This is a genomic window from Streptomyces sp. TSRI0107 (assembly GCF_001905845.1).
GTDB lineage: Bacteria > Actinomycetota > Actinomycetes > Streptomycetales > Streptomycetaceae > Streptomyces.
In genome coordinates this window covers 80,073-106,206 of the sequence record NZ_LIVZ01000014.1, presented here as the reverse complement: position 1 = coordinate 106,206, position 26,134 = coordinate 80,073, and the positions used below count along the sequence as shown (strand labels likewise).

At 73.1% G+C, this 26,134-nt stretch carries 25 protein-coding genes; 18 read left to right on the top strand and 7 right to left on the bottom strand.

Going from position 1 to position 26,134, the window contains the following annotated elements:
- Positions 1-61 precede the first annotated feature (61 nt).
- Positions 62-502, top strand: coding sequence for a MarR family winged helix-turn-helix transcriptional regulator (locus AMK31_RS32580; RefSeq protein ID WP_073944326.1), 441 nt, complete (start codon positions 62-64; stop codon positions 500-502).
- Between the two features lie 40 nt (positions 503-542).
- Positions 543-1,367, top strand: coding sequence for an HAD-IIA family hydrolase (locus AMK31_RS32575; RefSeq protein WP_073944325.1), 825 nt, complete (start codon positions 543-545; stop codon positions 1,365-1,367).
- Here the strand turns inward: AMK31_RS32575 and AMK31_RS32570 are convergent.
- Entirely contained in the window at positions 1,364-2,530 is a 1,167-nt protein-coding gene (locus AMK31_RS32570) for an ROK family transcriptional regulator (protein WP_073944324.1), read from the bottom strand. The two genes, AMK31_RS32575 and AMK31_RS32570, sit on opposite strands and share 4 nt — an antisense overlap.
- A 261-nt stretch (positions 2,531-2,791) precedes the next feature.
- Here AMK31_RS32570 and AMK31_RS32565 point away from each other — a divergent pair, with 261 nt between their 5' ends.
- The 5 genes from AMK31_RS32565 to AMK31_RS32545 are packed head-to-tail and all read left to right on the top strand — an operon-like array spanning position 2,792 to position 9,807.
- Positions 2,792-4,957, top strand: a complete 2,166-nt coding sequence (locus tag AMK31_RS32565; protein ID WP_073944323.1) for an alpha-galactosidase — start codon at positions 2,792-2,794, stop codon at positions 4,955-4,957.
- Positions 4,958-4,983: 26 nt separating this feature from the next.
- Positions 4,984-6,228, top strand: coding sequence for an ABC transporter substrate-binding protein (locus AMK31_RS32560; protein WP_073944322.1), 1,245 nt, complete (start codon positions 4,984-4,986; stop codon positions 6,226-6,228).
- 23 nt (positions 6,229-6,251) lie between these two features.
- Complete coding sequence (locus tag AMK31_RS32555) at positions 6,252-7,184, top strand: carbohydrate ABC transporter permease (protein ID WP_079187027.1); 933 nt, start codon at positions 6,252-6,254, stop codon at positions 7,182-7,184.
- The gene (locus tag AMK31_RS32550) at positions 7,184-8,044 is read left to right on the top strand and encodes a carbohydrate ABC transporter permease (RefSeq protein ID WP_073944321.1); all 861 of its coding nucleotides are present in this window, start codon (positions 7,184-7,186) and stop codon (positions 8,042-8,044) included. Before AMK31_RS32555 ends, AMK31_RS32550 begins: the two co-directional genes overlap by 1 nt.
- Positions 8,041-9,807 carry a glycoside hydrolase family 13 protein gene (locus AMK31_RS32545; RefSeq protein ID WP_073944320.1) on the top strand — a complete coding sequence of 589 codons (1,767 nt, stop codon included), beginning with the start codon at positions 8,041-8,043 and terminating at the stop codon, positions 9,805-9,807. The genes AMK31_RS32550 and AMK31_RS32545 overlap by 4 nt, the downstream gene beginning before the upstream one ends.
- Here AMK31_RS32545 and AMK31_RS32540 read toward each other — a convergent pair.
- The 3 genes from AMK31_RS32540 to AMK31_RS32530 all read right to left on the bottom strand — a co-directional run bounded on the left by AMK31_RS32540 (position 9,804) and on the right by AMK31_RS32530 (position 13,655).
- Positions 9,804-10,577 (bottom strand): sulfite exporter TauE/SafE family protein, encoded by a 774-nt coding sequence (locus AMK31_RS32540; protein WP_073944319.1) that lies wholly within the window; start codon positions 10,575-10,577, stop codon positions 9,804-9,806. The two genes, AMK31_RS32545 and AMK31_RS32540, sit on opposite strands and share 4 nt — an antisense overlap.
- A 36-nt stretch (positions 10,578-10,613) precedes the next feature.
- Positions 10,614-12,137, bottom strand: coding sequence for a long-chain-fatty-acid--CoA ligase (locus AMK31_RS32535; RefSeq protein WP_073944318.1), 1,524 nt, complete (start codon positions 12,135-12,137; stop codon positions 10,614-10,616).
- Positions 12,138-12,467: 330 nt separating this feature from the next.
- Positions 12,468-13,655: a thiolase family protein gene (locus AMK31_RS32530; protein ID WP_073944317.1), complete on the bottom strand. Its 1,188-nt coding sequence runs from the start codon at positions 13,653-13,655 to the stop codon at positions 12,468-12,470.
- 154 nt (positions 13,656-13,809) lie between these two features.
- Between AMK31_RS32530 and AMK31_RS32525 the strand changes: the two genes are divergently transcribed.
- The 6 genes from AMK31_RS32525 to AMK31_RS32500 all read left to right on the top strand — a co-directional run bounded on the left by AMK31_RS32525 (position 13,810) and on the right by AMK31_RS32500 (position 18,778).
- Positions 13,810-14,631: an alpha/beta hydrolase gene (locus AMK31_RS32525; protein WP_073944316.1), complete on the top strand. Its 822-nt coding sequence runs from the start codon at positions 13,810-13,812 to the stop codon at positions 14,629-14,631.
- Between the two features lie 161 nt (positions 14,632-14,792).
- Positions 14,793-15,275, top strand: coding sequence for a Dps family protein (locus AMK31_RS32520; protein ID WP_073944315.1), 483 nt, complete (start codon positions 14,793-14,795; stop codon positions 15,273-15,275).
- Positions 15,276-15,315: 40 nt separating this feature from the next.
- The gene (locus AMK31_RS32515; RefSeq protein ID WP_073944314.1) at positions 15,316-15,648 is read left to right on the top strand and encodes a DUF3140 domain-containing protein; all 333 of its coding nucleotides are present in this window, start codon (positions 15,316-15,318) and stop codon (positions 15,646-15,648) included.
- Entirely contained in the window at positions 15,645-16,292 is a 648-nt protein-coding gene (locus AMK31_RS32510; RefSeq protein ID WP_073944313.1) for an endonuclease, read from the top strand. The genes AMK31_RS32515 and AMK31_RS32510 overlap by 4 nt, the downstream gene beginning before the upstream one ends.
- 62 nt (positions 16,293-16,354) lie before the next feature.
- Entirely contained in the window at positions 16,355-17,167 is an 813-nt protein-coding gene (locus AMK31_RS32505; protein WP_073944312.1) for an SAM-dependent methyltransferase, read from the top strand.
- Between the two features lie 186 nt (positions 17,168-17,353).
- The gene (locus AMK31_RS32500) at positions 17,354-18,778 is read left to right on the top strand and encodes a serine/threonine-protein kinase (protein WP_073944311.1); all 1,425 of its coding nucleotides are present in this window, start codon (positions 17,354-17,356) and stop codon (positions 18,776-18,778) included.
- 1 nt (position 18,779) lies between these two features.
- On the opposite strand, the gene AMK31_RS32495 is transcribed toward AMK31_RS32500, so the two are convergent.
- Together AMK31_RS32495 and AMK31_RS32490 are read right to left on the bottom strand one after the other, a co-directional pair.
- A complete protein-coding gene (locus tag AMK31_RS32495) occupies positions 18,780-19,733 on the bottom strand; it encodes a Dyp-type peroxidase (protein WP_073944310.1) in 954 nt (317 codons plus the stop codon).
- Between the two features lie 180 nt (positions 19,734-19,913).
- Positions 19,914-20,834 carry a Cof-type HAD-IIB family hydrolase gene (locus tag AMK31_RS32490; RefSeq protein WP_073944309.1) on the bottom strand — a complete coding sequence of 307 codons (921 nt, stop codon included), beginning with the start codon at positions 20,832-20,834 and terminating at the stop codon, positions 19,914-19,916.
- Between the two features lie 170 nt (positions 20,835-21,004).
- On the opposite strand from AMK31_RS32490, the gene AMK31_RS32485 reads away from it, so the two are divergent.
- From AMK31_RS32485 to AMK31_RS32465, 5 genes are read left to right on the top strand one after another with little or no spacing between them, the layout of a single operon-like run.
- Positions 21,005-21,817, top strand: a complete 813-nt coding sequence (locus AMK31_RS32485) for an SAM-dependent methyltransferase (RefSeq protein WP_073944308.1) — start codon at positions 21,005-21,007, stop codon at positions 21,815-21,817.
- Positions 21,818-21,855: 38 nt separating this feature from the next.
- Positions 21,856-23,256: a glutamine synthetase family protein gene (locus AMK31_RS32480; RefSeq protein WP_073944307.1), complete on the top strand. Its 1,401-nt coding sequence runs from the start codon at positions 21,856-21,858 to the stop codon at positions 23,254-23,256.
- 1 nt (position 23,257) lies between these two features.
- A complete protein-coding gene (locus AMK31_RS32475) occupies positions 23,258-24,397 on the top strand; it encodes an amidohydrolase family protein (RefSeq protein ID WP_073944306.1) in 1,140 nt (379 codons plus the stop codon).
- Positions 24,398-24,421: 24 nt separating this feature from the next.
- Positions 24,422-24,949, top strand: coding sequence for an NUDIX hydrolase family protein (locus tag AMK31_RS32470; protein ID WP_073944305.1), 528 nt, complete (start codon positions 24,422-24,424; stop codon positions 24,947-24,949).
- Positions 24,946-25,353, top strand: coding sequence for a (2Fe-2S) ferredoxin domain-containing protein (locus AMK31_RS32465; protein ID WP_073944304.1), 408 nt, complete (start codon positions 24,946-24,948; stop codon positions 25,351-25,353). The genes AMK31_RS32470 and AMK31_RS32465 overlap by 4 nt, the downstream gene beginning before the upstream one ends.
- Positions 25,354-25,427: 74 nt before the next feature.
- On the opposite strand, the gene AMK31_RS32460 is transcribed toward AMK31_RS32465, so the two are convergent.
- Positions 25,428-26,039, bottom strand: a complete 612-nt coding sequence (locus AMK31_RS32460; RefSeq protein WP_079187026.1) for a sigma factor-like helix-turn-helix DNA-binding protein — start codon at positions 26,037-26,039, stop codon at positions 25,428-25,430.
- Positions 26,040-26,134 lie beyond the last annotated feature (95 nt).

Here is a 26,134-nt window from a genome sequence, read left to right as displayed (position 1 = left end):
TTTCACTTCATTAGTGAAGTGAGGCTCCCGCGCGCACTCCTCGTCTGTCAAGATCCCACCCATGACCCAGCCCGCCGAACCGTCCTCCGATCCGCGTCTGTTCTTCCTGCTGCAACAGGCGGCGCACCGGTTGCGCACCGCCGCGGACCGCCGCTGTGTGGCCGCCGCCGGGGTCACCACGGCCCAGCTCGGCGCGCTGTTCGCCGTGCACGACGAGCCGGGCCTCACCCAGCAGCGGCTCGCCCGGGTGCTCGGGCTGCGCGAGTCCGCGGTGACCGGGCTGGTCGCCCGGCTCGGCAAGGCGGGGCTGCTCGTGAAGCGCGCGCATCCGCGTGAGCATCGTGCCGTCGTGCTGGAGCTGACCGAGGACGGCGTGGCCGCGCTGGACGCCGCCCGGCCCGAGATCGACCGTTTCAACGGGGAGCTGCGCGCCCTGCTGGGTGAGCAGGGGTTCACCCGCACGGCCGCCGCGCTGCACCGGCTCGCCCAGTGGGAGGGCTGACGGCTGCCCGCGTCGGCGGCGGCGCGGTTATCGTCCTGTCATGGACCCGGTGCGTGCCGTGCTCATCGACATCGACGGCGTTCTGACCGTTTCCTGGCAGCCGCTGCCGGGCGCGGTCGACGCGCTGCGGGAGATCAGGGCCGCGGGACTGCCCTTCGCGCTGGTGACGAACACGACGTCCCGTACGCGCGCGTCGATCGCCGGGACGCTCGCGGACGCGGGGTTCCCGGTGACCGCCGACGACGTCCTCACCGCACCGGCCGTCACCGCCGCGCATCTCGCCGAGCGGTATCCGCACGCGCGCTGCTTCCTGCTGAACAGCGGGGAGATCGAGGCGGATCTGGCGGGTGTGCGCCTGGTCGGCGAGGGTGGCGGAGGCGGCGGCGCGGAAGCCGGGGACGACGCCGTCGACGTCGTGCTCGTCGGCGGCGCCGGGCCCGAGTTCGGCTACGCGGCCCTGGACCGGGCCTTCGGGTATCTGCAGCGCGGGGCGCGGCTGGTGGCGATGCACCGCAACCTGTACTGGCGTACCGAGGACGGGCTGCGGCTGGACTCGGGCGCGTTCCTGGCCGGGCTGGAGCAGGCCGCCCGCACCGAGGCCGAGGTGACCGGGAAGCCCTCGGCAGCGTTCTTCGAGGCGGCGCTCCGGCGGCTCGGGGCCCCGGCGGGCGAGGCGGTGATGGTGGGCGACGACATCGAGTCCGACGTACTCGCCGCACAGCGCGCCGGCCTCACGGGGGTGCTGGTGCGGACGGGGAAGTACCTGCCCGAGACCCATCGGTCGGCGAGCGGCGAACCCGACCACGTGGTCGACTCGTTCGCGGACCTTCCCGCGCTGCTGGGGCTACGGGCCCCGGGCGGTTAGCCCGTCGTCAGCCCGTCGCCCAGGACGTGGGCCTGGATGGCGGTGGCCGCCGCGCCGCGGGCCCAGTAGGTGAAGTCGCTGTGCTGGATCCGCACGTCCAGCGGGGCGGTGCTCGGAGCGCGGTCGGCGCGTACGCCCTCGTCCACGGCGGCGCGGGCGACCTCGGCCAGACGCACCCCCTCCCCCGTGAGCACGATCTTCCGCACCAGCGTGAAGTTGGCCACGGCGGCGAGGAGCCGGCCGAGGGCGCGGCCGGACGCGGTGATCACCTGGGCGGCGACCGGGTCGCCGGCCGCGGCGAGGTCCAGGCACTCGTCGTAGGTGACCGGGCGGCACAGTCCGACGGACACGGCGGCGCGGATGGACGGCTTGGACAGCATGGCCGTGGCGCAGCCCCGGTGCCCGCTGGGGCAGAGGGGGCCCAGCGGGTCGAGGGGGCAGTGCCCCAGCAGTCCCACTCCGGCGTCCGGGCTGTCGACGACGGTGTCGTGCATGACCAGGCCATAGCCGACACCGGCGCCGACGGTGATGACCGCGAAGCGGTCGTGGCCCCGGGCGGTGCCGAACCAGTGCTCGGCCCGGGTCAGCGCCAGCAGGTCGTTGTCGACGGTGACGGGAACGCCGAGGGCGTCGGCGAGCAGTCCGCCGAGGGGTACGTCCTGGGTCCAGCCGAGGAACGGTGCCTCCGTGACGGTGGTGTGGTGGGTGACGCGTCCGCCGAGGCCGACTCCGACCCCGCTGATCCGGGTGCCCCGGGCGGTCAGTTCTCCGGTCAGCTCGCTCACCGCCGCCACGACGGACGCCGGGTCCCGGCCGGGGAGCGGCTTGTGCGCCGCGTCGACGACGTCGGCGCGCATCGTGGTGAGGACGGCGTAGACGTCGTCGCCGGTGACCTTCGCGCCTATGAAGTGGTGGGCGGCCGGATTGATGTCCAGGGGCCTGGTCCGGCGTACCGTCCCGGACTCCTGGTCGGGACCGGAGTCCACCTCGACGAGCAGGCCGTCGTCGACGAGCGGCTTGGTGAGCCGGGTGAGGCTGCCGGCCGACATGTCCAGGCGGCGAGCGATCTCACTGCGGGAGACCGGACCGCGCAGCAGGACTTCCAGGGCGACAGCGCGGCTGGGACCGGTCACCGGGGTCGACGACGCTGACGTGGCATCCACTGGGTGGCCCTCCGCGGGTCGGGACGGTCGGCAGGTCGGCTTCAGCATCCCACACACAGCCTCCCACACACACCCTCGTTACTTCCAGAATGAAAACAACAGGCCCAACCTCGCGGTGTTTCGCCCGAAAAAAGAGAGCGTTTCCGAGGGGTTGACGGCAATACGCTTCCGCAATGAAAGTTCCTTCCAAGTCGAGCGGCTCGCCTCCCCGCCCCTCGGCGGGGTCCGGGCGTTCCCTCTCTCTCCTCCAAGGACTCCCCTATGCCCGAGCGTCTTCACGACGACCTCCTCCACTTCCGCGCCGCCGGCATGAGCCTCGTCCTGGACTGCGCCGACGGCCTCCTCCCCCGGGTCGTCCACTGGGGCGCGGATCTCGGCGACCTCACCGGCGACGCGCTGGCCGGCCTGGTCCGCGGCGAGGTGGCGCAGGTCATGTCGTGCTCACTCGACGATCCGCTGCCCGTCAGCGTGCTCCCCCAGCAGTCCGCCGGCTGGCTCGGCACCCCGGGGCTGACGGGGCACCGGGACGGGGAGGACTTCTCCACCGCCTTCACCACCCGGTCCGTACGGACCGTGCGGACCGGCCCCGGCGAGGGACCGGTGGCGTACCGCGTGGCCGTGGACTCCGTCGACCGCCACGCGGAACTCGCGCTGGCCCTCGAGATCGAGGTCACCGCGTCGGGCCTCGTACGGCAGCGCGCCACCCTCACCAACGAGGGCGCCCGCCCCTACACCGTCGACGGCCTGCTGCTGACCCTGCCCGTGCCCGGCCACGCCACCGAACTGCTCGACCTCACCGGCCGGCATCTGCGTGAACGCGCGCCGCAGCGGCACTCGTTCACGCTCGGCACCCATCTGCGGGAGAACCGGCGCGGCCGCACCGGGATCGACGCCACGCTCGTGCACGTCGCGGGCGAGAGCGGTTTCGGCTTCCGCACCGGTGAGGTGTGGGGGCTGCACGTCGCCTGGAGCGGCAACCATCGCTCGCTGGCCGAGGCCACCCCGGCCGGTGTGCGCCTGCTCGGCGGGGGCGAGGTCCTGCTGTCCGGCGAGGTCCGGCTCGCCGAGGGCGAGACGTACACCTCCCCATGGGTCTACGGGTCGTACGGGTACGGGCTCGACGAGCTGGCCGGACGCTTCCACGGCTATCTGCGCGACCGCGAGCGACACCCCCGGTCGCCGCGGCCGGTCACCCTGAACACCTGGGAAGCCGTCTACTTCCGGCACGACGCGGAGAAGCTGAAGGCCCTCGCCGACGCCGCCGCCGAGGTGGGCGCGGAACGCTTCGTCCTGGACGACGGATGGTTCCGGGGCCGCCGGGACGACACCGCCGGGCTCGGCGACTGGTACGTCGACAAGGACGTCTGGCCCGAGGGGCTGCACCCGCTGGTGGACCACGTGCACGCGCTGGGCATGCAGTTCGGTCTCTGGTTCGAGCCGGAGATGGTCAACCCCGACTCCGACCTCGCCCGCGCCCACCCCGAGTGGATCATGGCCACGGGCGGACGCGTCCCGCCGGCCGCCCGCAACCAGCAGGTCCTCGATCTCGGCCACCCGGAGGCGTACGCGTACGTCCTGGAGCGCCTGGACGCGCTCGTCACCGAGTACCGCATCGGCTACCTCAAGTGGGACCACAACCGCGACCTGGTCGAGGCCGGGCACAGCCCGCGCGGGACGGCGGGTGTCCACGTCCAGACCGCCGCCGTGTACCGGCTCGTCGACGAACTGCGGGCACGCCACCCCCACCTGGAGATCGAGTCCTGCTCGTCCGGCGGCGGGCGCGTCGACCTGGGCATCCTGGAGCGCACCGACCGGGTGTGGACCAGCGACTGCATCGACGCCCTGGAACGCCAGCAGATCCAGCGCTGGACCGGACTCCTCCTGCCGCCCGAACTCCTCGGCTCACACGTCTCCTCCCCCGTCGCCCACACCACCGGCCGCGCCCACACCCTCGACTTCCGCGCGGGGACGGCCCTGTTCGGCCACTTCGGCATCGAATGGGACCTCACCCTCGCCTCCCCCGAGGAGCGCGCCCGCCTCGCCGAGTGGATCGCGGCGTACAAGCGGCTGCGGCCCCTGCTGCATTCGGGCACGGTCGTCCACGCCGACCACCACGACCCGGCACTCTGGCTGCACGGCGTCGTCGCACCCGACCGGTCCCGTGCCGTGTACGCCTTGGTGCAGACGGCCACCAGCGTGCAGTCCCCGCCCGGACGGGTCCGGCTGCCCGGCCTCGACCCCGACGCGGTCTACCACCTGTCCCCGCTCGCGCCCGGAGACCGCCCCGAGGGACCCACCGGCCATCGGCTGCCCTGGTGGCACGGCGACGGCGTGGAGCTGCCCGGACGGGTCCTGACGGCCGCCGGCGTCCAGGCGCCCGCCCTGTACCCGGAGCGCCTCGCCCTCTTCCAGGCCGTCCGCGTCTGACGCCACGACGCCACCAGGAGAGAACCATGATCCGTGCAAGAGGCAGAGCCGCGCTGTCCGTCTGTCTGACCGTCATGCTGCTCGGCGCCTGCGGCTCCCCTGCCCAGGGCCGGGACGAACCGGTGACCTTGGACTTCTTCCAGTTCAAGCCCGAGGCCGTCGAGACGTTCGACAAGCTCATCGCCGGCTTCGAGGCGGAGCACCCCGGCATCCGGGTGCGGCAGCACCACGTCCCCGACCCGGACACCGCCATCCGGGCCCGGCTGGTGAAGGACGACGTTCCCGACGTCATCGCCCTCAACGGGGCGAGCACCTTCGGCGAGCTGGCCTCGGCCGGGGTGTTCCACGACTTCTCCCGCGAGGAGGTGGCGGACGATGTCATACCCGGCGTGAAGCGGGTGCTGAGCGACCTCGGCACCGCCGGCGAGGGCGAGCTCAACGGGCTGCCGTTCGCCTCCAACGCCAGCGGCGTGCTCTACAACAAGGACCTGTTCGCCGAGCACGGGGTCGAGGTGCCCGGCACCTGGGACGAGTTCATCGACGCGGCGAAGACCTTCGAGAAGGCCGGAGTCACCCCCTTCTACGGCGCCCTCAAGGACGCCTGGACGTCGCTGCCGCCGTTCAACCAGCTCGCGGCCGGCGCCGACCCGTCCGACGACTTCTGGGACTCCCGCGTCCAGGGCCGCACCAGCTTCGGCGAGGCGTACCCCGAGGTCGCGCGGAAGCTGACGGAGATCTACCGCCACACCCAGAAGGACACGTTCTCCCGGGACTACAACGCCGCGAACCAGGCCTTCGCCAGGGGCGAGGCGGCCATGTACATCCAGGGCAGCTACGCCCTGCCGCCGGTGAAGTCGTTCAAGCCGGCGTTCGACATCGGGCTGTTCCCCCTCCCGGCCGGGGACGATCCCGCGGCGACCCGCCTGGTGTCCGGTGTGGACGTGGCGCTCACCATGGGCCGCGATCCCCGGCACCGCGAGGAGTCGCTGGCGTTCATCGACTACCTGATGCGGCCCGAGGTGGTGAGCGCGTACGCCGAGGAGCAGAGCGCCATTCCCCCGCTGAAGGGCACGGCACCCTCCGATCCCGCCCTCGGACCGCTGCGGCCGTACCTCGCCGACGGCCGGATCACCGGCTTCGCCGATCACCGGATCCCGCGGGCCGTCAACCTCGAGGCGATAGTCCAGCAGTTCCTCATCGACGGCAGACAGGACGCGTTCCTGCGGACCCTCGACAACGAGTACACGAAGGTCATCGAACGCCGGTCCTGACAGCCGGAGAAGGAGGAAAGACAATGGCAGCGGTCACCGCTCCACCCCGCACCGCGCCGGCGGGGCCCGGCGGGCCGGCGCGCTCCGGACCCCGCCGGTCCACGGGCCGGGCCTACTACCTGATGGTGCTCCCCGCGCTCGCCCTGTTCCTGGTCTTCCACACCTTCCCGGTGCTCCAGGGCATGTACTACAGCCTCACCGACTACGCGGGTTACGGCCGCTACGACTTCGTGGGACTGGACAACTACGTCAGCCTCTTCCAGGACAGCCGCGTCTGGGACAGCTACGTCTTCACGTTCCGGTTCGCCGCCGTCGCGACCGTGCTGACCAACCTCGTCGCGCTGGCCGTCGCCCTGGGCCTCAACGGCAGGATCCGCTTCCGCAACACGCTGCGCGGAGTGTTCTTCGTCCCGAACGTGCTGGCGATCCTCATCGTCGGCTACGTCTTCAACTACCTCTTCTCCAACTCCCTGCCCTACATCGCCGGGAAGCTGGGGATCGACGCACTGAGCACCAGCATCCTCGCCGACCCCGACCTGGCCTGGGTGGGCGTGGTGGCCCTCGCCGTGTGGCAGGCCGTGGCGTTCAACGTGATCATCTTCCTGGCCGGACTGCAGACCGTCCCCGAGGAGCTGTACGAGGCCGCCACGCTGGACGGGGCCGGCGCCTGGCAGCGGTTCCGGTCCGTCACCCTCCCGCTCATCGGACCGTTCGTGACCATCAACATGGTCCTGTCGCTGCGCAACTTCCTCCAGGTCTTCGACCACATCGCCGCCCTGACCAAGGGCGGTCCCGGAACGTCGACGACGTCCGTCGCCCATCTCATCTACAACGGCGGTCTCAACGGCGGCGAGTACGCCTACCAGACGGCCAACGCCGTGGTCTTCTTCCTCTGCATCATCGCGATCTCGATCTTCCAGCTGCGCGTCCTCCAGCGCCGCGAGGGGAGCGTCTGATGTCCACCACCGTCCCCCGGAACTCGTCCCGGCCGCGGCCGAGCGGACCGCGCGTCAACTGGTGGCTGACGGCCCTGATGGCCGTGCTGTCCCTGACGGTCCTCGTGCCGCTCTACTTCACCGTCGTCACCGCCCTGAAGACCCCCGACCAGCTGGGCGGCTCCGGGTTCGGCCTGCCCACGGAGATCCGCTGGAGCAACTTCTCCGACGCCTGGAAGCTGACGGACTTCCCCTCGGCGCTGATGAACAGCGCCCTGGTCACGGTCGGCGCGGTGGTGCTGACCCTGCTGACCAACTCCCTGGTCGCCTACGCCATCGCCCGCAACATGCGGCGCCGGTTCTTCAAGGGGCTGTACTACTACTTCGTCTCGGCCCTGTTCGTGCCGTTCCCGATCATCATGCTCCCGGTCGTCAAGCAGACCGCCCTGCTGGGCCTCGACAACCAGGCCGGACTGATCCTGCTGTACGTCGTCTACGGGCTGGCGTTCAACATCTTCCTGTACGTCGGCTTCCTGCGGTCGGTGCCCACGGAGATCGAGGAGGCGGCCCGCACCGACGGCGCCGGCACCTGGACGATCTTCTGGCGGATCATCTTCCCCCTGCTCATGCCGATGAACGCCACCGTCGGCATCCTGACCTGCCTGTGGGCGTGGAACGACTTCCTGCTGCCGCTGGTCGTCCTGTCCGACCCCGGCGCGCAGACCCTGCCCCTGGTGCAGTACGTCTTCCAGGGCCAGTTCAACACCAACTACACCGTGGCCTTCGCCTCCTACCTGATGGCGCTGGCACCTGTTCTCCTTGTGTACGTCTTCGCCCAGCGCTGGGTGATCTCCGGAGTGATGCGAGGTTCCGTCAAGTGACCGCGACGCACCCCTGGTGGACGTCGGCCGTCGTCTACCAGATCTACCCCCGCAGCTTCGCCGACAGCGACGGCGACGGCATCGGCGACCTGCCCGGCATCACCGGCCGCCTGGACTACCTCGCCGAGCTCGGCGTCGACGTCCTGTGGCTCTCCCCCGTCCATCCGTCACCGCAGGACGACAACGGGTACGACATCAGCGACTACCAGGACATCGACCCGGTCTTCGGCACCCTCGAGGACTTCGACGAGCTCCTGGCCGCCGTCCACGACCGGGGCATGAAACTGGTCATGGACCTCGTGGTCAACCACACCTCCGACGAGCACCCCTGGTTCGCCGAGTCCCGCGGCGGGCCCGGCAGCCCCAAGCGCGACTGGTACTGGTGGCGGCCGGCCCGCCCCGGCATGGAGCCCGGCACGCCCGGTGCCGAACCGAACAACTGGGGCTCCGCCTTCTCCGGACCGGCGTGGGAGTACGACCCGGACAGCGGCGAGTACTACCTCCACCTCTTCTCCCGCAAGCAGCCCGACCTGAACTGGGAGAACCCCGAGGTCCGGCAGGCGGTGTACGCCATGATGCGCTGGTGGCTCGACCGCGGCGTCGACGGCTTCCGCATGGACGTCGTCAACTTCATCTCCAAGGACCCCGCCCTCCCGGACGGCCATGTGCCCGAGGGCCGCCTGTACGGGGACGGATCGCCGTCCTTCAACTGCGGCCCCCGGATCCACGAGTTCCTCCAGGAGATGCACCGCGAGGTCTTCGCGGGCCGCGCGGACCGCCTGCTGACCGTCGGCGAGATGCCAGGGGTCACCGTCGAGGAGGCGAAGCTCTTCACCGACCCCGCCCGCGCGGAGGTCGACATGGTCTTCCAGTTCGAACACGTCGGACTCGACCACGGAGACGGGAAGTTCGACGTCCGGCCGCTGCGCCTGCGCGACCTCAAGGCGTCGCTCGCCCGCTGGCAGGCCGGACTGAACGACACCGGCTGGAACAGCCTCTACTGGAACAACCACGACCAGCCCCGTGTCGTCTCCCGCTTCGGCGACGACAGCCCGCGGTACCGGGTGCGGTCGGCCACCATGCTGGCCACCGTCCTGCACCTGCACCGCGGCACCCCGTACATCTACCAGGGCGAAGAACTCGGGATGACCAACGCCCCGTTCACCTCGATCGACGACTTCCGTGACATCGAATCGCTCAACCACTACGCCCACGCCGTGGCGGGCGGCGAGGACCCCGAGCGCGTCCTCGCAGGGCTGCGCGCCATGAGCCGCGACAACGCCCGCACCCCCATGCAGTGGGACGGCTCCCCCCACGCCGGCTTCACCACCGGCGAGCCCTGGATCCCCGTCCACCCCGACCACCGCCACGTCAACGCCGAGCGGGCCACCGCCGACACCGCGTCCGTGTACCACTACTACCGACGCCTGATCGCCCTGCGGCACACCGAGCCCGTCGTCGCCCACGGCGACTTCACACCACTGCTCCCGGACGACGAGCGCGTGTACGCCTTCACACGCCGGTACGAGGACACGGAACTCCTCGTCCTCGGCAACTTCACCGGCGAACCCGCCGACGTCCGCGTCCCCGCCGGCTGGGAGCACGCCGGCCTGGTCATCGGCAACGTCCAGGACAACGCACCGGACACCGCACCGCTGGAGGCGACGCTGACGCTGGCACCCTGGGAGGCCCGCGTGCACCGCAGAGTGCCCGGTCAGCGTCTAGGCGCTCATGGTCACGACGGCGGCTCCGAGCCGAGCTAGCGCAGCAGGAGTTGCAGCGCCCCCAGCACGGTCGCGGCGATCACCAGTTGCTCGAACAGTCGCTGGTTGATCCGGTTCACGGCCCACCTGCCGAGAAACGCCCCCGGTACGACGAAGAGCACGAGTGCCGCGTCCAGCAGCAGCGAGGGGCCGTCGATCAGGCCGAGGCCGACGCTGAAGGGCACCTTGGACACGTTGACGATCAGGAAGAAGAACGCCGACGTGCCGAGGAAGCCCAGCTTGCGGAAGCCCGCCGACAGCAGGTACATCGCCATCACCGGGCCGCCCGCGTTGGCGACCATGGTGGTGAAGCCGCCGAGCACGCCGTAGGAGCGGGCCTTGACCCGGCCCGCGCGGGTGGTGACGCCGTCGGGTTCCTCCGCCCGCTCGGCCGTCCGGCGTCGCCACACCGTCAGCGCGGCCATCAGCAGCAGGATCACACCGATGGAGGTACGGACGATCCCGTCGTCGGCCCACATCAGGAACACCGTGCCGATGACCACTCCGACGGCGACCGCAGGGAACAGCCGCCACAGCGTCGGCCAGTGCGCGTGCCTGCGGTAGGTGAGGACGGCGAGTACGTCCCCGGCGATGAGCAGGGGCAGCAGCACCCCCGTGGAGGCGCGGGCGGGCAGTACCGCCGCGAAGACGGCGAGGCTGATCGTGTTGGCACCGCTCACGGCGGTCTTGGAGAAGCCGACGAGCATCGCCGCGAGGGCGAGCGCGGCGAACTCCCAGCCGGTGATGTGCCAGAGAGTCATCGTGTCCATGCGGACACCGATGCTATGCGCACGCAACCGGCCGGGTCAGGCAGGGTCGGACCGCTCCGCGTACCGCGCCCGCAGCTCCCGCTTGAGCACCTTCATGCTGGGCCCCAGCGGCAGCGTGTCCGTGAACTCCACGCGCCTCGGGTACTTGTGGCGCCCCAGGTGTTCCTTGGACCAGTCGGTGATCCCTGCGGCGTCGGGGGCGGTGCCCGGGGCCGGGACGACCACGGCGCACACCTCCTCGCCGTGCAGTTCGTCCGGCAGGCCGATGACGGCGACCTGGGCGACGCCGGGGTGGCGCGTCAGGACCTCCTCGACCTCGCGCGGGTAGACGTTGTAGCCGCCGCGGATGATGACGTCCTTCTTGCGGTCGACGATCCGCAGGAAGCCGTCCGGGTCCTTGGTGCCCAGGTCGCCGGTGCGGAACCAGCCGTCGACGAGTGCCTCGGCGGTGGCCTCGGGACGGCCGAGGTACCCGGAGAAGACGTTGTGGCCGCGGATGACCACCTCGCCGAGTTCGCCGGCCGGCAGCAGTTCGATCCGGTCCTCGGCCTCGGCACGGGCGATCTCGACGTCCACGCCCCACAGGGGGTGCCCGATGGTGCCCGCCCTGGTGCCGAAGACGGGCTGGTTCACGGTCGCCGTCGGCGAGGTCTCCGACAGTCCGTACCCCTCGTAGACCGGCGCCCCGAACGCCTTCTCGAACCGTTCCAGCACCGCCACCGGCAGCGAGGCGCCACCGGAGACGCACACCCGCAGCTCGGGCAGGGCCGTCGCCTCGGCGGCCGCGGCGACGAGGGAGACGTACATCGTGGGCACCCCGTGGAAGGTGTCGACCTTCTCCCGCACCATCAGCTCGATGGCGCTCGCCGCGTCGAAGCGGGGCAGCAGCACGAGGGTGGCCCCGGCCCGCCACACGGAGTTGAGGGAGACCGTCTGGCCGAAGGCGTGGAACAGCGGCAGCGCGCCGAGCGCGATGTCGTCGGGGCGGATGTCGTTGGCGTCGAAGGCGTTGACGGTCGCGTTCATCACCAGGTTGAAGTGGCTGAGCACGGCGCCCTTGGGGACGCCGGTGGTGCCGCTGGTGTAGAAGATCACGGCGGGGTCGTCGGCGTCGCGGGTGACGTACGACGGCAGCGGCTCGGCGTCCGCCGCCAGCTTGTCGAACTCGGCGCCCAGCGTGACGACCGGCACCCCGGCGGCGCGTGCCGCGGCGGCGCCGGTCCCGGCCTGCGCCGGGTGGCACAGCAGCAGGGTCGCGCCGCTGTCCTTCAGCACGTGCTCGGCCTCGGTCGCCGACAGCAGCAGGTGGACGGGGACGACCACACCGCCGACCGCCGCGATCGCGTAGTACGCCGTCGGGAACTCGGCCACGTTGGGCGCCATCAGGGCGACGCGGTCCCCGGGGCGTACGCCGAGCCCGGTGAGGGCGCCGGCCCGGGCGAGGGCCCGCTGCCACACCTCGGCGAAGGTGAGGCGCAGGTCGCCTTCGACGAGGGCGGTCTTGCCGGGCCGGCGTCGCGCGTTCTCGGCGAGGATGCTCGCCACGGACAGGGTTGCCATGGGATTGCTCCGTTTCCTTGCTGCGGCTCCGCGTCGAGGCGGCGGGTGCTCCCGGGGCTGCCGCCCCCGGACTCCCGCTTCGGCCCTGGACGGGCCTCGTCCTCACACGCCGGACGGGCTGTTGGCGGCTAGGGGGCGCCTCGCCGATCATGCCGGGCTCGCGGCGCCTGGCACCGCGCCTCGCCGCGTTGTCGTCGGTCCCCGATTCCCCCAAGCTCTCGGCTCCGCTCGAGCAGGGGGGACCCCCATCGCATCGGCTCCCTCCTCCGCCTTGCGATGCACGGCACCAGACGCCGCTCCCTGATCCGGCCTGATCGACGAGGCACCCCCTTAGTGCCTCTCGACGAGCACCGCGCTGCCCTGCCCCACCCCGACACACATGGTCGCCAGCCCGCGCGCGGAGCCGGTGCGGCGCATGCGGTGCAGCAGGGTGGTCAGGATGCGGGCGCCGGAGCAGCCGAGCGGGTGGCCGAGGGCGATCGCGCCGCCGGTGGGGTTGACCAGTTCCGGGTCGATGCCGAGCTGGTCGACGCAGGCGAGTGCCTGGGCGGCGAAGGCCTCGTTGAACTCGGCCTCCTGGATGTCGCCGATGCTCCAGCCGGCCCGGGCGAGGACCTTGCGGGTGGCGGGGACGGGCCCGATGCCCATGACGTCGGGGTGGACCCCGGCCGAGGCGCCGCCGACGTAGCGGCCCAGGGATTCGAGCCCGAGGTCGTTCAGCGCCTCCTCGCTGACCAGGAGGAGGCCGGCGGCGCCGTCGTTCATCGGCGAGGAGTTCCCGGCGGTGACGGTGCCGCCCTCGCGGAAGACCGGCTTGAGGCGGGACAGCTTCTCGTACGAGGTGTCCTCGCGGACGCTCTCGTCGCTGTCGACGACGACCCCGTCGGGGCGGGTCACGGGCAGGAGTTCGTCGTCGAAGCGGCCGTCCTTGCGGGCGAGGGCGGCCCGCCGGTGGCTGCGCAGGGCGAACTCGTCCTGGCGTTCGCGGGACACGCCGTGGCGGGCGGCGACCTCCTCGGCGGTCTCCCCCATGGAGAGCAGGCCGTGCAGTTCGCGCATCGCGGGGTTGACCAGCCGCCAGCCGAGCCGGGTGTCGGCGGTCTCGATGCGGTGGGGCAGGGCCTCGTCGGGGCGGGGCAGCACGAAGGGGGCGCGGCTCATCGACTCGGAGCCGCCCGCGAGCACGATGTCCGCCTCGCCCGCGGCGATGGTGCGGGCGGCGGTGGTGACGGCCTCCAGGCCGGAGGCGCACAGCCGGTTGACGGTGGCGCCGGGCACGGACTCGGGCAGGCCGGCGAGCAGGGCGGCCATGCGGGCGACGTTGCGGTTGTCCTCGCCGGCCTGGTTGGCGGCGCCCCAGTAGACGTCGTCGATGCGGGCGGGGTCCAGCGCGGGCACGTCGGCGACGAGGCCGCGGATCACCGCCGCCGCGAGGTCGTCGGGCCGCACGGAGGACAGGGCTCCGCGCAGTTTGCCGATGGGGGTGCGGCGGGCGGCCGCGAAGTGGACGGGACGCACGTGGGACTCCTGACCGTCATCGCTCAGCAGACAAGGGCAGCGCACGCCGGGAACGGACTCGGCGTTAATTAGCACTGCTAGTTTTCGACTATAGACCTCGGGGAGGCCCCCTGAAAAGATCCCCCCGAACCTTCCCCACGCGGCTGGAGGAGCCATGGACGACGCCCGCGAGCACGTCCTCACCGGAACGCGGGGCGCGATCACCGTCCGTGAGTGGGCCCACCCGCGGCCCCGGTACACCGCCCTCCTCGTGCACGGGTACGGCGAGCACGGCGGCCGGTACACGGAGACGGCCGGCGTGCTGGCGGAGCACGGCGCCGCCGTCTTCGCGCCCGACCACGCCGGACACGGCGGGTCGGCGGGCGAGCGCGTGCTGATCGAGGACTTCGAGGACGTGGTCGCCGACGTACGCCAAGTGGCGGAACGGGCGCGGGCCGCCTATCCCGGCGTGCCGACGGTGATGGTCGGACACTCCATGGGCGGCCTGATCTCCGCCCGGTACGCCCAGCGGTACGGCGGTGACCTCGCCGCGCTGGTGCTGTCCGGGCCGGTGATCGGCACCTGGGAGACACCGGCCCGGCTGCTCGCCCACGACGCGGCGCACGGGGAGATCCCCGACATCCCGATCAGCCCCGCCGCGCTCTCCCGCGACCCCCGGGTGCAGGCGGCGTACGCGGCGGACCCGCTGGTGTGGCACGGCCCGATGAAGCGGCCGACGCTCCGGGCGTTCGTCCGGGCCCTTCAGGACGTCGCCGAGGGCGGCGACGTGGGCCCGCTGCCGCTGCTGTGGCTGCACGGCGACGACGACCGGCTGGTACCGCTCGCGGGCAGCAGGACGGGCGTGGAGCGGCTGAGCGGCGGGGCGCTGACCGAGCGGATCTTCCCCGGCGCCCGGCACGAGGTGTTCCACGAGACGAACAAGGCGGAGGCGTTCGCTGAGGTGACGGCGTTCCTGGACCGGGTGCTCGGGGCTTGAGCGCGCCGCACCCGCCCGCGTTTTGCACCGACGTCCCCGGGGCACCCGCGCCCGCAGGGAGCGGTCGCGGCGTGCGGCCCGTGCCGGTGCGCGAGGCCGAGCGCGCCGTACCGCTCCGACGTCCGGAAACCCAGGACGACACGAGAAGGAGAAAGCGCGCTATGACCGTCGTGAAGAGCACCCTGCCCGACGACGCCCGCCGGGTCGCCTGTGACGCGCTCCAGGAGACCCTGGTGGATCTGCTGGGCCTGTCGCTGATCGGGAAGCAGGCGCACTGGAACATCGTCGGACCCCGGTTCCGCTCGATCCACCTCCAGCTCGACGAGGTGGTCGCGACCGCCCGCGCCCACTCCGACACGGTGGCCGAGCGGGCCGCCGCGCTCGGCGTGCCGCCGGACGGGCGCCCCGAGACCATCGCGGCCGGGTTCACGCTGCCCGCCCCCAAGGAGGGCTGGGTGCGCGACTCCGAGGTGGTTCAGGTGATGGTGGAGACGCTGGAGGCGGCGATCGGCCGGCTGCGGGAGCGGATCGAGGCGACCGAGCGTCCGGATCCGGTCACCCAGGACCTGCTGATCGACATCACGGGCGACCTGGAGAAGCAGCGCTGGATGTTCGACGCGGAGAACTTCCCGCGCGAGGAGTGACCCCCCGCACCCCGCACGCACCACCCGGAAGGGGTACGCCATGACGGACTCCCGCGAACTCGACGCGCTGTGGGAGGACTTCCACCGCGTGGTGAACATGACCTCCCAGGAACTGGCCTCCTGGCTGCGGGTCCGCGACGCGGACGAGGCCACCGAGCCGCTGCCGGACCAGGCCGGCCCGCCCCTCGGGCAGCGGGTTCTGGCCATTCTGCAGAAGCGGCGCACCGATCTGACCGACGACGACATCCGCGTGATGTCGCTGGTCGTGGACATGGTGTCCGGGCAGACGGACATCGCGAACGAGCCCGAGGGCGAGCAGACCCGTCGTCGGCACGAGCTGATGACGATCGGCCATGACCCGCTGAAGCCGTGAGCGACCGGACCGAGGTGGCGCGCGCCCTCGTGCGCGCGCACGGACGGACCTACGCCGAGGAGGCGGGGATCCGGCTGCGCGACACCCCGCAGCCGCTGTACCGGCTGCTGGTGCTCAGTGTGCTGCTCAGCGCCCGGATCCGCGCCTCCGTCGCGGTCGCCGCCGCGCGCGCCCTGCACGAGGCGGGGCTGCGCGACCCGCGCCGGATGGCCGGGGCGCCCTGGCAGCGCCGGGTGGACGCGCTGGGCGAGGGCGGCTACCGGCGCTACGACGAACGGACCGCCACCATGCTCGGCGACGGCGCGGAGCTGCTGACCGAGCGGTGGGGCGGGGATCTGCGCCGGCTGCGCGAGGCGGCCGACGGCGACCTCGGCGAGCTGGGGCGGCTGCTGCGCGAGGTGCCCGGTCTGGGCCCGGCGGGCGTCGACATCTTCCTGCGGGAGGTGCAGCGCGTCTGGCCGGAAGTGGCGCCGTACCTCGGCGACAAGGCCCTCTCGGGTGCCGCCCGGCTCGGGCTGCCAAAAGACCCCGACCGGCTGGTCGAGCTGGCCGGCGACGCCGAACCGGCCGTGCTGGCCGCCGCGTTGGTGCGGGCGGCCCTGGAGAAGGAGGTGGCCGAAGACACTCTGCGCCGTGCCGCATGATCGTGTCAGACTGCTCGCGACCCCCGGGCGTTCGCGGGGGCGTTCGAGCAGAGGAGCAGGGTGTGACGGGGACCGAGCCGGCCGTACGACGGATCGACACGACCCGGCCGCATCCGGCCCGGGTGTACGACTGGTATCTCGGCGGCAAGGACAACTACCCGGTCGACGAGGAACTGGGCCGCCAGATCATGGCGATCGACGGCGGCGCCCCGCGGGCCGCCCGCGCCAACCGCTGGTTCATGCAGCGCGCCACCCGGCTGCTGGTCCGCGAGGCGGGCATCCGCCAGTTCCTCGACATCGGCTCCGGCATCCCGACCGAGCCGAACCTCCATCAGATCGCCCAGTCGACGGCCCCGGAGTCCCGGGTGGTGTACGTCGACAACGACCCGATCGTCCTCGCCCACGCCGAGGCCCTGCTGCGCGGCACCCCGGAGGGTGCCACGGACTATGTGCAGGCGGATGTGCGGGAACCGGCGCGCATCGTCGAACAGGCGGCGCAGACCCTCGACTTCGACCGGCCCGTCGCCCTGTCCCTCATCGCGCTGATGCACTTCGTCGCGGACGAGGACGGCGCCTACGACCTGGTGGACGCCCTCGTCGGCGCGCTGGCGCCGGGCAGCTGTCTGGTGCTGTCCGCGATGACCGCCGACTTCGAGCCGGAGAACGTCCGGCGCGGCATCGCCGCGTACACCGCGGGCGGGGTGACCCTGGTGGCCCGTTCCCGGGACGAGATGGGCCGGTTCTTCACCGGGCTCGACCTGCTGGACCCCGGCGTGGTGTCGGTGGCCGACTGGCGTCCGGAGCTGGCGGAGGGCGAGTCGGACATCGGGCCGGGTCCGGTCTCGCTGTACGGCGCGGTGGCGCGCAAGGCCTGAGCCCGGCCGCACGTCAGGTGAAGCGGACCGGGGACGAGGAGTGCCGCACGGCGCCCGCGGTGATCAACACCCCCGCGCGGCCGGTACGCTGAGGCAGCCGCGGCGCTCCCCCCACCATCACCCGCACCCGCGCGGTGAGTTACGGCCCGCGGCGGTGGACCCACTCAGGACGAGGACGTAGCAGAGGTGCTCATAGCGGGCCGTTACCGGCTGCAGGACCCGATCGGGCGCGGCGCGATGGGAGAGGTCTGGCGGGCGTACGACGACACGCTCGGCCGGCCGGTCGCCGTCAAGCTGCTGCTGCCCCAGGACTCCGACACCACCGCCGCCTCCCGGTTCCGGCTGGAGGCCCAGACCGCCGGCCGGCTCCACCACCCCCATGTGGTCGGCGTACTGGACTTCGGCACGCACGAGGATCGGCTGTTCCTGGTGATGGAGCTGGTCGAGGGCGACAGCCTGTCCGGGCTGCTCGCCCGCTCCGGGCCGCAGTCCGCCGAGCGGGTGGCGAGGATCGCCGCGGAGGCGGCCGCCGGACTCGCCGCCGCCCACCAGCAGGGCATCGTGCACCGGGACATCAAGCCCGCCAACCTGCTGCTGGACGCCGACGGAACCCTCAAGATCGGCGACTTCGGCATCGCCCGCTTCATGGACGACCCGGCCGCCGCGCTCACCGCGACGGGGCAGATCGTGGGCACGAGCCTGTACATCGCCCCGGAACGGGCGCTGGGCAAGCCCGCGGGCCCGGCCAGCGACGTGTACTCGCTGGGCTGTGTGCTGTACCAGCTGCTCACCGGCGCCCCGCCGTTCCAGGCCGACAGCGCCATCGCGATCCTGCACCAGCACCTCGACGCCACCCCCACGCCGCCCCGGCAGCTCGGCGCCCAGTTGCCGCCCGCCTTCGAGAGCTATCTGCTCGGCCTGCTGGCCAAGCAGCCCGAGCACCGGCCGGCCGCCGCGCAGGTCGCCGAGTGGTTCGCCTCGGGCGCCTGGCAGGGCCGCCCGGAGCCGCTGCCCGCGGCCGCGCAGGGCGGTCTCCCGGCCGAGGGGCCCCGCCCCCAGCCCGGAGCCGGCCTGCCCCAAGCCCAGCCCCAGCCCCGACTCCAGCCCCAGTCCGCGGGGCAGCGCCCCCTGGGCGAGACCGGTCCCGCGACGACGTACATGCTGCCGTCCACCGGACCGGCCTCCCGGCGCCGCGCGCCGTCCGGGGGCGGACGGCGCGCGAACGCGCCGAAGGCGAACGGCCGGAAGGTGGCGGCCGGCGCCGCCGGAGTGGGGCTGTTCCTCGCTGCGATGTTCGCCGGGATGATGTGGTTCTCCCCCGACGAGGGCGGCACGGAGAGCGTCCGTACGGACCCCTCCGCCACCGCCGACCCGGCCGCGTCCACCCCGGAGACACAGCTGGAGCAGGCCCCCGCCACGGGCACGCAGGGCCAGGCGCCGGCCGTCGGCGATCCCGCTCCCGGTGCGCAGACCCCGGTGACCGCGGCCAGCCCGGCCACCGCCCAGCCGCCCGTGACCGGCACCCCGGCCGCCGCCACGCCGGTCCCGCCCCCGGCGACCGACGCCCCGGCCCCCGCCGGGGGCGACGGCGCGGAGGACGGGGACGACTGACTCAGCGTGGCTTGCCGTGGGCCGAGAGGTCCTGGAGCAGGTCGGCGGAGGGCACGAAGAACAGGGTGCCGGTGACGGCGCGGGAGAAGTCCAGCAGCGGATCGGGGCCGCCGGCGGGGGTGCCGAGGAACATGCGGCGCAGCATGGTCTCGGTGATCTGCGGATCGCGGGCGTAGGCGATGAAGTAGGTGCCGAACTCGCCCCGGCCGGGCCGGCCGAACGGCATGGCGGCGCGCAGGATGCGCTGCTCGCCGCCGTCGGGGCCGAGCACGGTGTTGACCTCCTTGTGGGAGCCGGGCGCGTCCAGTTCGAGGCCGGTCGACTTGGCGCGGCCGACGACCCGCTCCTGCTCCTCGGTGGTCAGCTCCTCCCAGGCGGCCACATCGTGGAGGTACTTCTGCACGACGGCGTAGCTGCCGCCGCGGAACTCCGGGTCCTCGTCGCCGACCAGCGCCGTCTCGGCGGCGTCGGGGCCGACCGGGTTCTCGGTGCCGTCGATGAAGCCGAGCAGGTTGCGGGCGTCGTAGTAGGCGAAGGCGTGCACCTCGTCCTGGACGGTGGCCGCGCCGCGCAGGCCTTTCATGATCTCGGCGGTGAGCGCGAAGCACACGTCGGGCCGCGTGGCCCGGATGTGGAAGAGCAGGTCGCCGGGGGTGGACACGGCGTGGTGGCGGGGCCCGGCCAGTTCGCGGAACGGGTGCAGGGCGGCCGGGCGCGGTGTGCCGTACAGCCGGTCCCAGGCCTCGGCGCCGACGCCGGCCACGCAGGTCAGGCCCGCGTCCGGGTGCGGGAAGGCGAACGCCCGCTGCCATCCGGCGAGTTCGGCGAGCGTCTCGCGGGCGGCGGCCTCCCCGCCGGGGTCGACGGTGACGACCAGGAAGACGGCGGCGCCCCCGGGCGGGCCCAGCACGGGCTGCGGCCTGCCTCGGGAGGACGGCACGGACGGGGGCGGCACGGACGGGGACGGTACGGACGAGCCCTGCAGGGCCGAGGCCTGTATGGACGAGGCCTGTATGGACGAAGCGGGCGGGATCGAAGACGACAAGGTTCCCCCTCTTCGATGTCACATCTCGGCCACGGCGGCCGGACGGCACCCCTCACCATGCCCAGCCCCGCGGAGCGTGGCACCGGCGCATCACGTGGCGCGACGGGGCACGCCCGGCGCAGCCCGCGGCCCTCGGAGAGCCGTGTCGCCCGGCGGCAGCCCCAGCACGCGCCTGATCGTGCGCAGCACGCCGTCTTCGTTGTTGGACGGCGCGAGATGGCGGGCCCGGCGGATGACGTCCGGGTGGGCGTTGGCCATGGCGAAGGACCACTCGGCGGTGTCCATCATCTGCAGGTCGTTGAGGTAGTCGCCGAACACCATGGTCTGCGCCGGGGTGATGCCCAGCTCGCGCTGGAGCCGGCGGACGGCGGCGCCCTTGTCGGCGGTGCGGTTCATCACGTCGACCCAGTGTTCGCCGGAGACGACGACCTGGTGGGTCCCGGCGAAGGCGGCGAGCGCGGGCGCGGTGGTGCGTTCGGCGGGGCCGAAGTCGTAGAGGGCGACCTTGAGGATGTCGTCGTCGACGGCGGTGACGTCCTCGACGACCCGGTTCTCCACGTAGTAGCGGCGCACCTCGGCGAGGAACGGCTCGTCGGACCGTTCGACGTAGGCGGACTTCTTGCCGCAGACGACGGCGCCCAGGTCCACGCCCGAGCCGGCGAGCCGCCGTACCGCCGCGACGATCTCGGCGACGACGTCCGGGGCCAGCGGGTCGGAGCTCAGCTCGACGCCGTCGCGCACCACGTAGGTGCCGTTCTCCGCGATGAACACCATGCCGTCGGCGGCGCGCGCGAACTCGCGTGCCAGGGTGGCATACTGGCGGCCGCTCGCCGGGCTGAACACCACCCCGCGCTCGCGCAGCAGCCCCAGCGTCTCCCACAGTCCGTCCGGGGCGCGCTTGTCGTCGTCCAGGAGCGTGCCGTCCATGTCGGTGACGACGAGCCGGATGTCGGCGGGGGGAGCGGCGGGGGCGTCGGCGGCGGTGGGGAGGGGCGAGTGCGAGTACGGCATGTCCTGCTTCCTGCGACGGCAGCCTGTTGTCGTTCGGTGGACGACTGTCAACCCTACCCGGGGATGTGCACCCGCCCGAGTGAACGCCCACTCCCCCGGTTCCCGGGACGCCCTGATCATGGGCGCGGCACAATGGCGGGGACCGCGTACGGGCGAGGAGAGGAAGCGACGTGAGCGAGGCCCCCACCCCGGCGGAGGGAACGGCGCGCCTGAACACCTCCGTGGCGCACAACGCCCGGGTCTGGAACTACTGGATCGGCGGCAAGGACAACTACGAGGTCGACCACCGGGTCGGCGACCAGGTGGCCTCGATGTTCCCGGTGATCCGGGACGTCGCCCGGGCGGACCGGGAGTTCCTCGGCCGGGCGGTGCGGTTCCTGGCGGCGGAGCGCGGGGTGCGGCAGTTCCTGGACATCGGCACCGGGCTGCCCACCGCGGACAACACCCACGAGATCGCCCAACGGGTCGCCCCCGACTCGCGGATCGTGTACGTCGACAACGACCCGATCGTGCTGATGCATGCCCGGACCCTGCTGACCGGCGCGGCCGAGGGCGTCACCGACTACGTCGACGCCGACGTCCACGACCCGGACGCCATCGTGGAGCGCGCCGCCCGCACCCTGGACCTGACCCGGCCGGTCGCCGTGATGATGCTGGGCATCCTCAACTTCGTCCTCGACACCGACAAGGCGCGGGAGATCGCCCGCCGGGTCATGGCGGCGGTGCCCTCCGGCAGCTTCCTCGTCCTCACCCATCCGACGTTCGAGCCCGAGCTGGGCGGCGAGGGCCAGATCCCGGCGATGGAATTCTGGAACGAGAACGCCACGCCGCCGATCACCGCCCGCAGCCGCGCGGACATCGCCGCGTTCTTCGACGGACTGGAGTTCCTGGAGCCGGGGCTGGTGTCGTGCTCGCGGTGGCGGGCGGAGTCCGCGGCGCCCGTCGTGGTCCCGCAGTTCGGCGCGGTGGCCGTGAAACCCTGACCCCGCAACGGCCCGGCCGAGCCCGTCGAGGAGGACGTATGACCACCACCGACCCGGTCCCCGGCGGCCGTCCCGGGGACGTGGAGCGGGCCGGCGCGCTGGAGCGCGAACTGTCCGGGCGGGACGTGCACGGGATCGTGCTGGCGTACGTCGACACGGCGGGCGTCACCCGGGTGAAGACGATCCCGACCGCGCGGCTCGCCGACGCCGCGGCCTGGGGTGTCGGCATGTCCCCGGTGTTCGACACGTTCCTGGCCGACGACTCGACCGTCCGCACCGACGTGCTCGGCTCCCCCGACGGCGATCTGCGCCTCTACCCCGACCTGGACCGGCTGACGGTGCTCGCCGCGCAGCCCGGCTGGGCGTGGGCGCCCGTGGACCGGATCACGCAGGAGGGCGAGCCGCATCCGGCCTGCTCGCGCACGTTCCTGCGGCGGGTCGTCGAGCGGGCCGGACGGGAGCACGGGCTGACGTTCCGCGCGGCCGTGGAGATCGAGTGGTCGGTGGGACCGGCCTCGGCGCCCGAGGGTGAGTTCGTCCCGGCCGTGTCGGGCCCGGCCTACGGTGCCACCCGGCAGGTCGAGCTGAGCGAGTGCCTGGCCGAGCTGCTGGCCGCGTGCGCGGCGCAGGGCGTGGACGTCGAGCAGGTGCACCCGGAGTACGCGCCCGGGCAGTTCGAGATCTCGGTGGGCGCGCTGGACCCGGTGGCGGCGGCCGACCGCAGTGTCCTGGTGCGGCAGACGATCCGGGCGGTGGCCCGGCGGCACGGGCTGAGGGTGTCCTTCTCCCCCGCCGTCGTCGCCGACGGCGTCGGCAACGGCGGCCACATCCACCTCTCGGCCTGGCGCGGGGACGCCAACCTCCACGCGGGCGGCCCCGGCCGGTACGGGATGACGGCCGAGGCGGAGGCCTTCGCGGCCGGGATCCTGGACCGGCTGCCGGCGCTGACGGCCGTGACCGCGCCGAGTCCGGCCAGCGCGCTGCGGCTGCGGCCGTCCCGGTGGGCGGGCGTGTTCACCGCGTGGGGCCGGGAGGCCAGGGAGTGCGCGCTGCGGGTCGTCACCGGCACCGCCGGGCTCCGCGACCGCGCGGCGAACCTGGAGGTCAAACCGGTCGACCTGGCCGCCAACCCGTATCTCGCCCTCGGCTGTGTGATCGCCGCCGGTCTGGACGGCGTCACGGCGGGCGGGTCCCTGCCCGAGGAGACCACGGACGATCCGGCCCGGCTGGGCGCCGACGAGGCGGCGGCCCGCGGGGTGCGCCGGCTGCCGGTCTCGCTGGCCGGGTCGGTGGCGGAGTTCCGGCGGGACGCCAAGCTGCGGCAGGTGCTCGGGCCGGTCCTCGCGGACGCGGTGATCGCCGTACGGGAGGGGGAGATCGCCGCCGTGGCCGGGCTGGACGACGCGCGGGTGGCCGCCGCCTACCGGTGGGTGTACTGACATGGCGGGGCCCGGACCGGTCGAGGAGGCCCTCGCCGCGCTGCCGCTCGTCGACCACCACTGCCACGGCGTCGTCACCGGGGCCCTTGGCCGGGACCGCTTCGAGTCCCTGCTCACAGAGGGCGACGCCTGGCCCGGCGTCTCCCCCTTCGACAGCCCCGCCGGGGTGGCCGTCCGCCGTCACTGCGCTCCCCTGCTGGACCTGCCGCGCCACGCCCCGCCCGACGAGTACCTGGCCCGGCGGACGGAAATGGGCGCGGCGGAGGTCAACCGGCGCCTGCTGGCCGCCTCGGGGACGGGCGTCCTCTGCGTGGACACCGGGTACGGGCCGCCGGACCTGACCGCCCCGGCCGGACTGGCGGCCGCCGCCGGCGCCGTCGCCTTCGAGGTCGTACGGCTGGAGCGGGTCGCGGAGGCGGTGGCGGCGGCCGGTGTGGAGCCCGACGCGTACGCCGAGGCGTTCCGCTCGGCCGCGTGGGAGGCGGTGCGGCGGCCCGGTGTGGTGGCGGTGAAGTTGGTGGCCGCCTACCGCACCGGTTTCGCCCTCGACCCGGTGCGGCCCGCCGACGCCGAGGTCACCGCCGCCGCCCGCCGGTGGCTCGCGGCGGGCGGCGGACGACTCGCCGACCCCGTACTGGTACGGCACGTGCTGTGGACCGCCGTCGACCTCGGCGTGCCGCTCCAGCTGCACACCGGGTTCGGCGACGCCGACCTGCGGCTGCACCGCGCCGACCCCGCCCTGCTGACCGACTGGCTGCGCCTGACCGCGGGCACGGTTCCGGTGCTGCTCCTGCACTGCTGGCCCTACCACCGGCAGGCCGCGTACCTGGCGTCGGTGTTCGAGCAGGTGTACCTCGACGTCGGCCTGACCCTCACGCACGTCGGTCCGGCCCGGGCGGGCGCGGTCCTCGCCGAGGCGATGGAGATCACCCCGTTCCGCAAACTCCTGTACAGCTCGGACGCCTACGGTGTGGCCGAGTTCTACACGCTCGGCGCGCTCGCCTTCCGGCGGGGACTGGCCGGACTGCTCGAGGAGCGGGTGGCCGCCGACGAGCTGAGCCTGCCCGACGCCCTGCGGATCGCCCGGTGGGCGGGAGGGGACAACGCCCGCCGGGTCTACCGGTTTTCCGACGCGATCTGAAAGTATGATCAAGCAATGTCTGACATGACCGAAACCACGCCCGGTTGGCTGACACCCGACGAACTCGAACTGGCCCGCGCCCGCATGCCGATCCTGTACGTCGAGGCGGTGCCGGTCCGCGTGGACGACAGCGGTGAGGTCACCAGCATCGGACTGCTGCTGCGCATCGGGCCGGACGGCACGGTCAGCCGCACCCTGGTCTCCGGCCGGGTGCTGCACCACGAACGCGTCCGGGACGCCCTGCTGCGCCACCTGGAGAAGGACCTCGGTCCGGTCGCGCTGCCCCGGGTGCCGGCCTCGCTCCAGCCCTTCACGGTCGCCGAGTACTTCCCGACCCAGGGCATCACCCCGTACCACGACCCGCGTCAGCACGCGGTGTCCCTCGCCTACATCGTCCCGGTCACCGGCGACTGCCGGCCCCGGCAGGACGCCCTCGACCTGGTCTGGTTCAGCCCCCACGAGGCGGCGTCGGAGGCGGTGCAGAGCGAGATGCCGGGCGGGCACGGCGTCCTGCTCAAGCAGGCCCTCGCCCACGTGGGCCTGGCGCTTTGAGCACCTCCGCCACCCTCAGGTTCGCGCCCCGGCCCTGCACGCTCGTCGTGTGCCGGGGCTGCTGCTGCGGCAACGCCCGCAAACACCCCGGCGCCGACCACGCCTGGCAGCTGGAGCGGCTGCGGGCCGCCGCGGCGGACTCCGGCGGCCGGTTCGCGGTGCGCGTCACGGACTGCCTCGGACCGTGCGACCAGGCGAACGTCGTCGTCGTGCAGCCGTCCGGCGCCGGGCGGCGGGCCGGGGGACGCGCGGTGTGGGTGGGTTTCGCGTCGGACGACGACTCCACCGACGAGCTGCTGCGCTGGGCGGAGGCGGGCGGCCCCGGCGTGGCCGAGCCGCCGGCGACGCTGGAGCTGCAGTTCATCCCGGCGCCCCGGGACGGCAAGGTGCGCAGCCGCCGCTGAGCGGACCGGTCTCGGGACGGGACTCCGGGCCGGGCGGCGGACGCGAGTACCGCGCGCCGCCCGGCCCGGTACCGTCACGCCGCTGCCGCGAGCAGGCCGATCAGGGTGGCGCGGGCCCGGGCGACCCGGGAGCGCAGGGTGCCGACCGGGCAGCCGACGCGCCTGGCGGCCTCCTCGTACGGCAGGCCCAGCAGCTGGGTGAGGACGAACGCCTCCCGGCGCTCGTCGGGCAGCGCGGCCAGCAGGTCGAGCAGCGCCACCCCGTCGTCGAAGCCCGGCAGGCCGCACGGCTGCGCCCGCTCGGCGACCGGCCGCCAGTCCGCGGCGTCGTACAGCCGCGGCCGGGTCCCGGCGTACCGGTAGCTGTCGACGACGGCCCGGCGGGCGATGGCCAGCAGCCAGGAGCGCGCCGAGGAGCGGCCCTCGAAGCGGTGCAGACTCCCGAGCGCGCGCAGGAACGTGTCCTGCGCGAGGTCGTCGACCGCCTGGGGGTCGGCGCAGAGGTGGGCGACGTAGCGCTGCACGTCGCGGTGGAGGGCGCGTACGAACCGGTCGACGGCCGCCGGGTCGCCGCCGCGGGCGGCGAGCGCCCAGGCGGTTATCGACTCGTCGGCCCCTTCGGGCCTGTCGGCGCGGACGCGTTTCTCGGCCCGCTCGGGCGAGGCGGGCAGGGCAGAAGTGATCACCGGGTGTCCTTCTCGTCACAGGGGAAAGCGGCCGTACCGCCCTGCGCGGGCGTACGGCCGGGGCCCGGGGCGCACTCGGGCGGCCCGGGGGAACC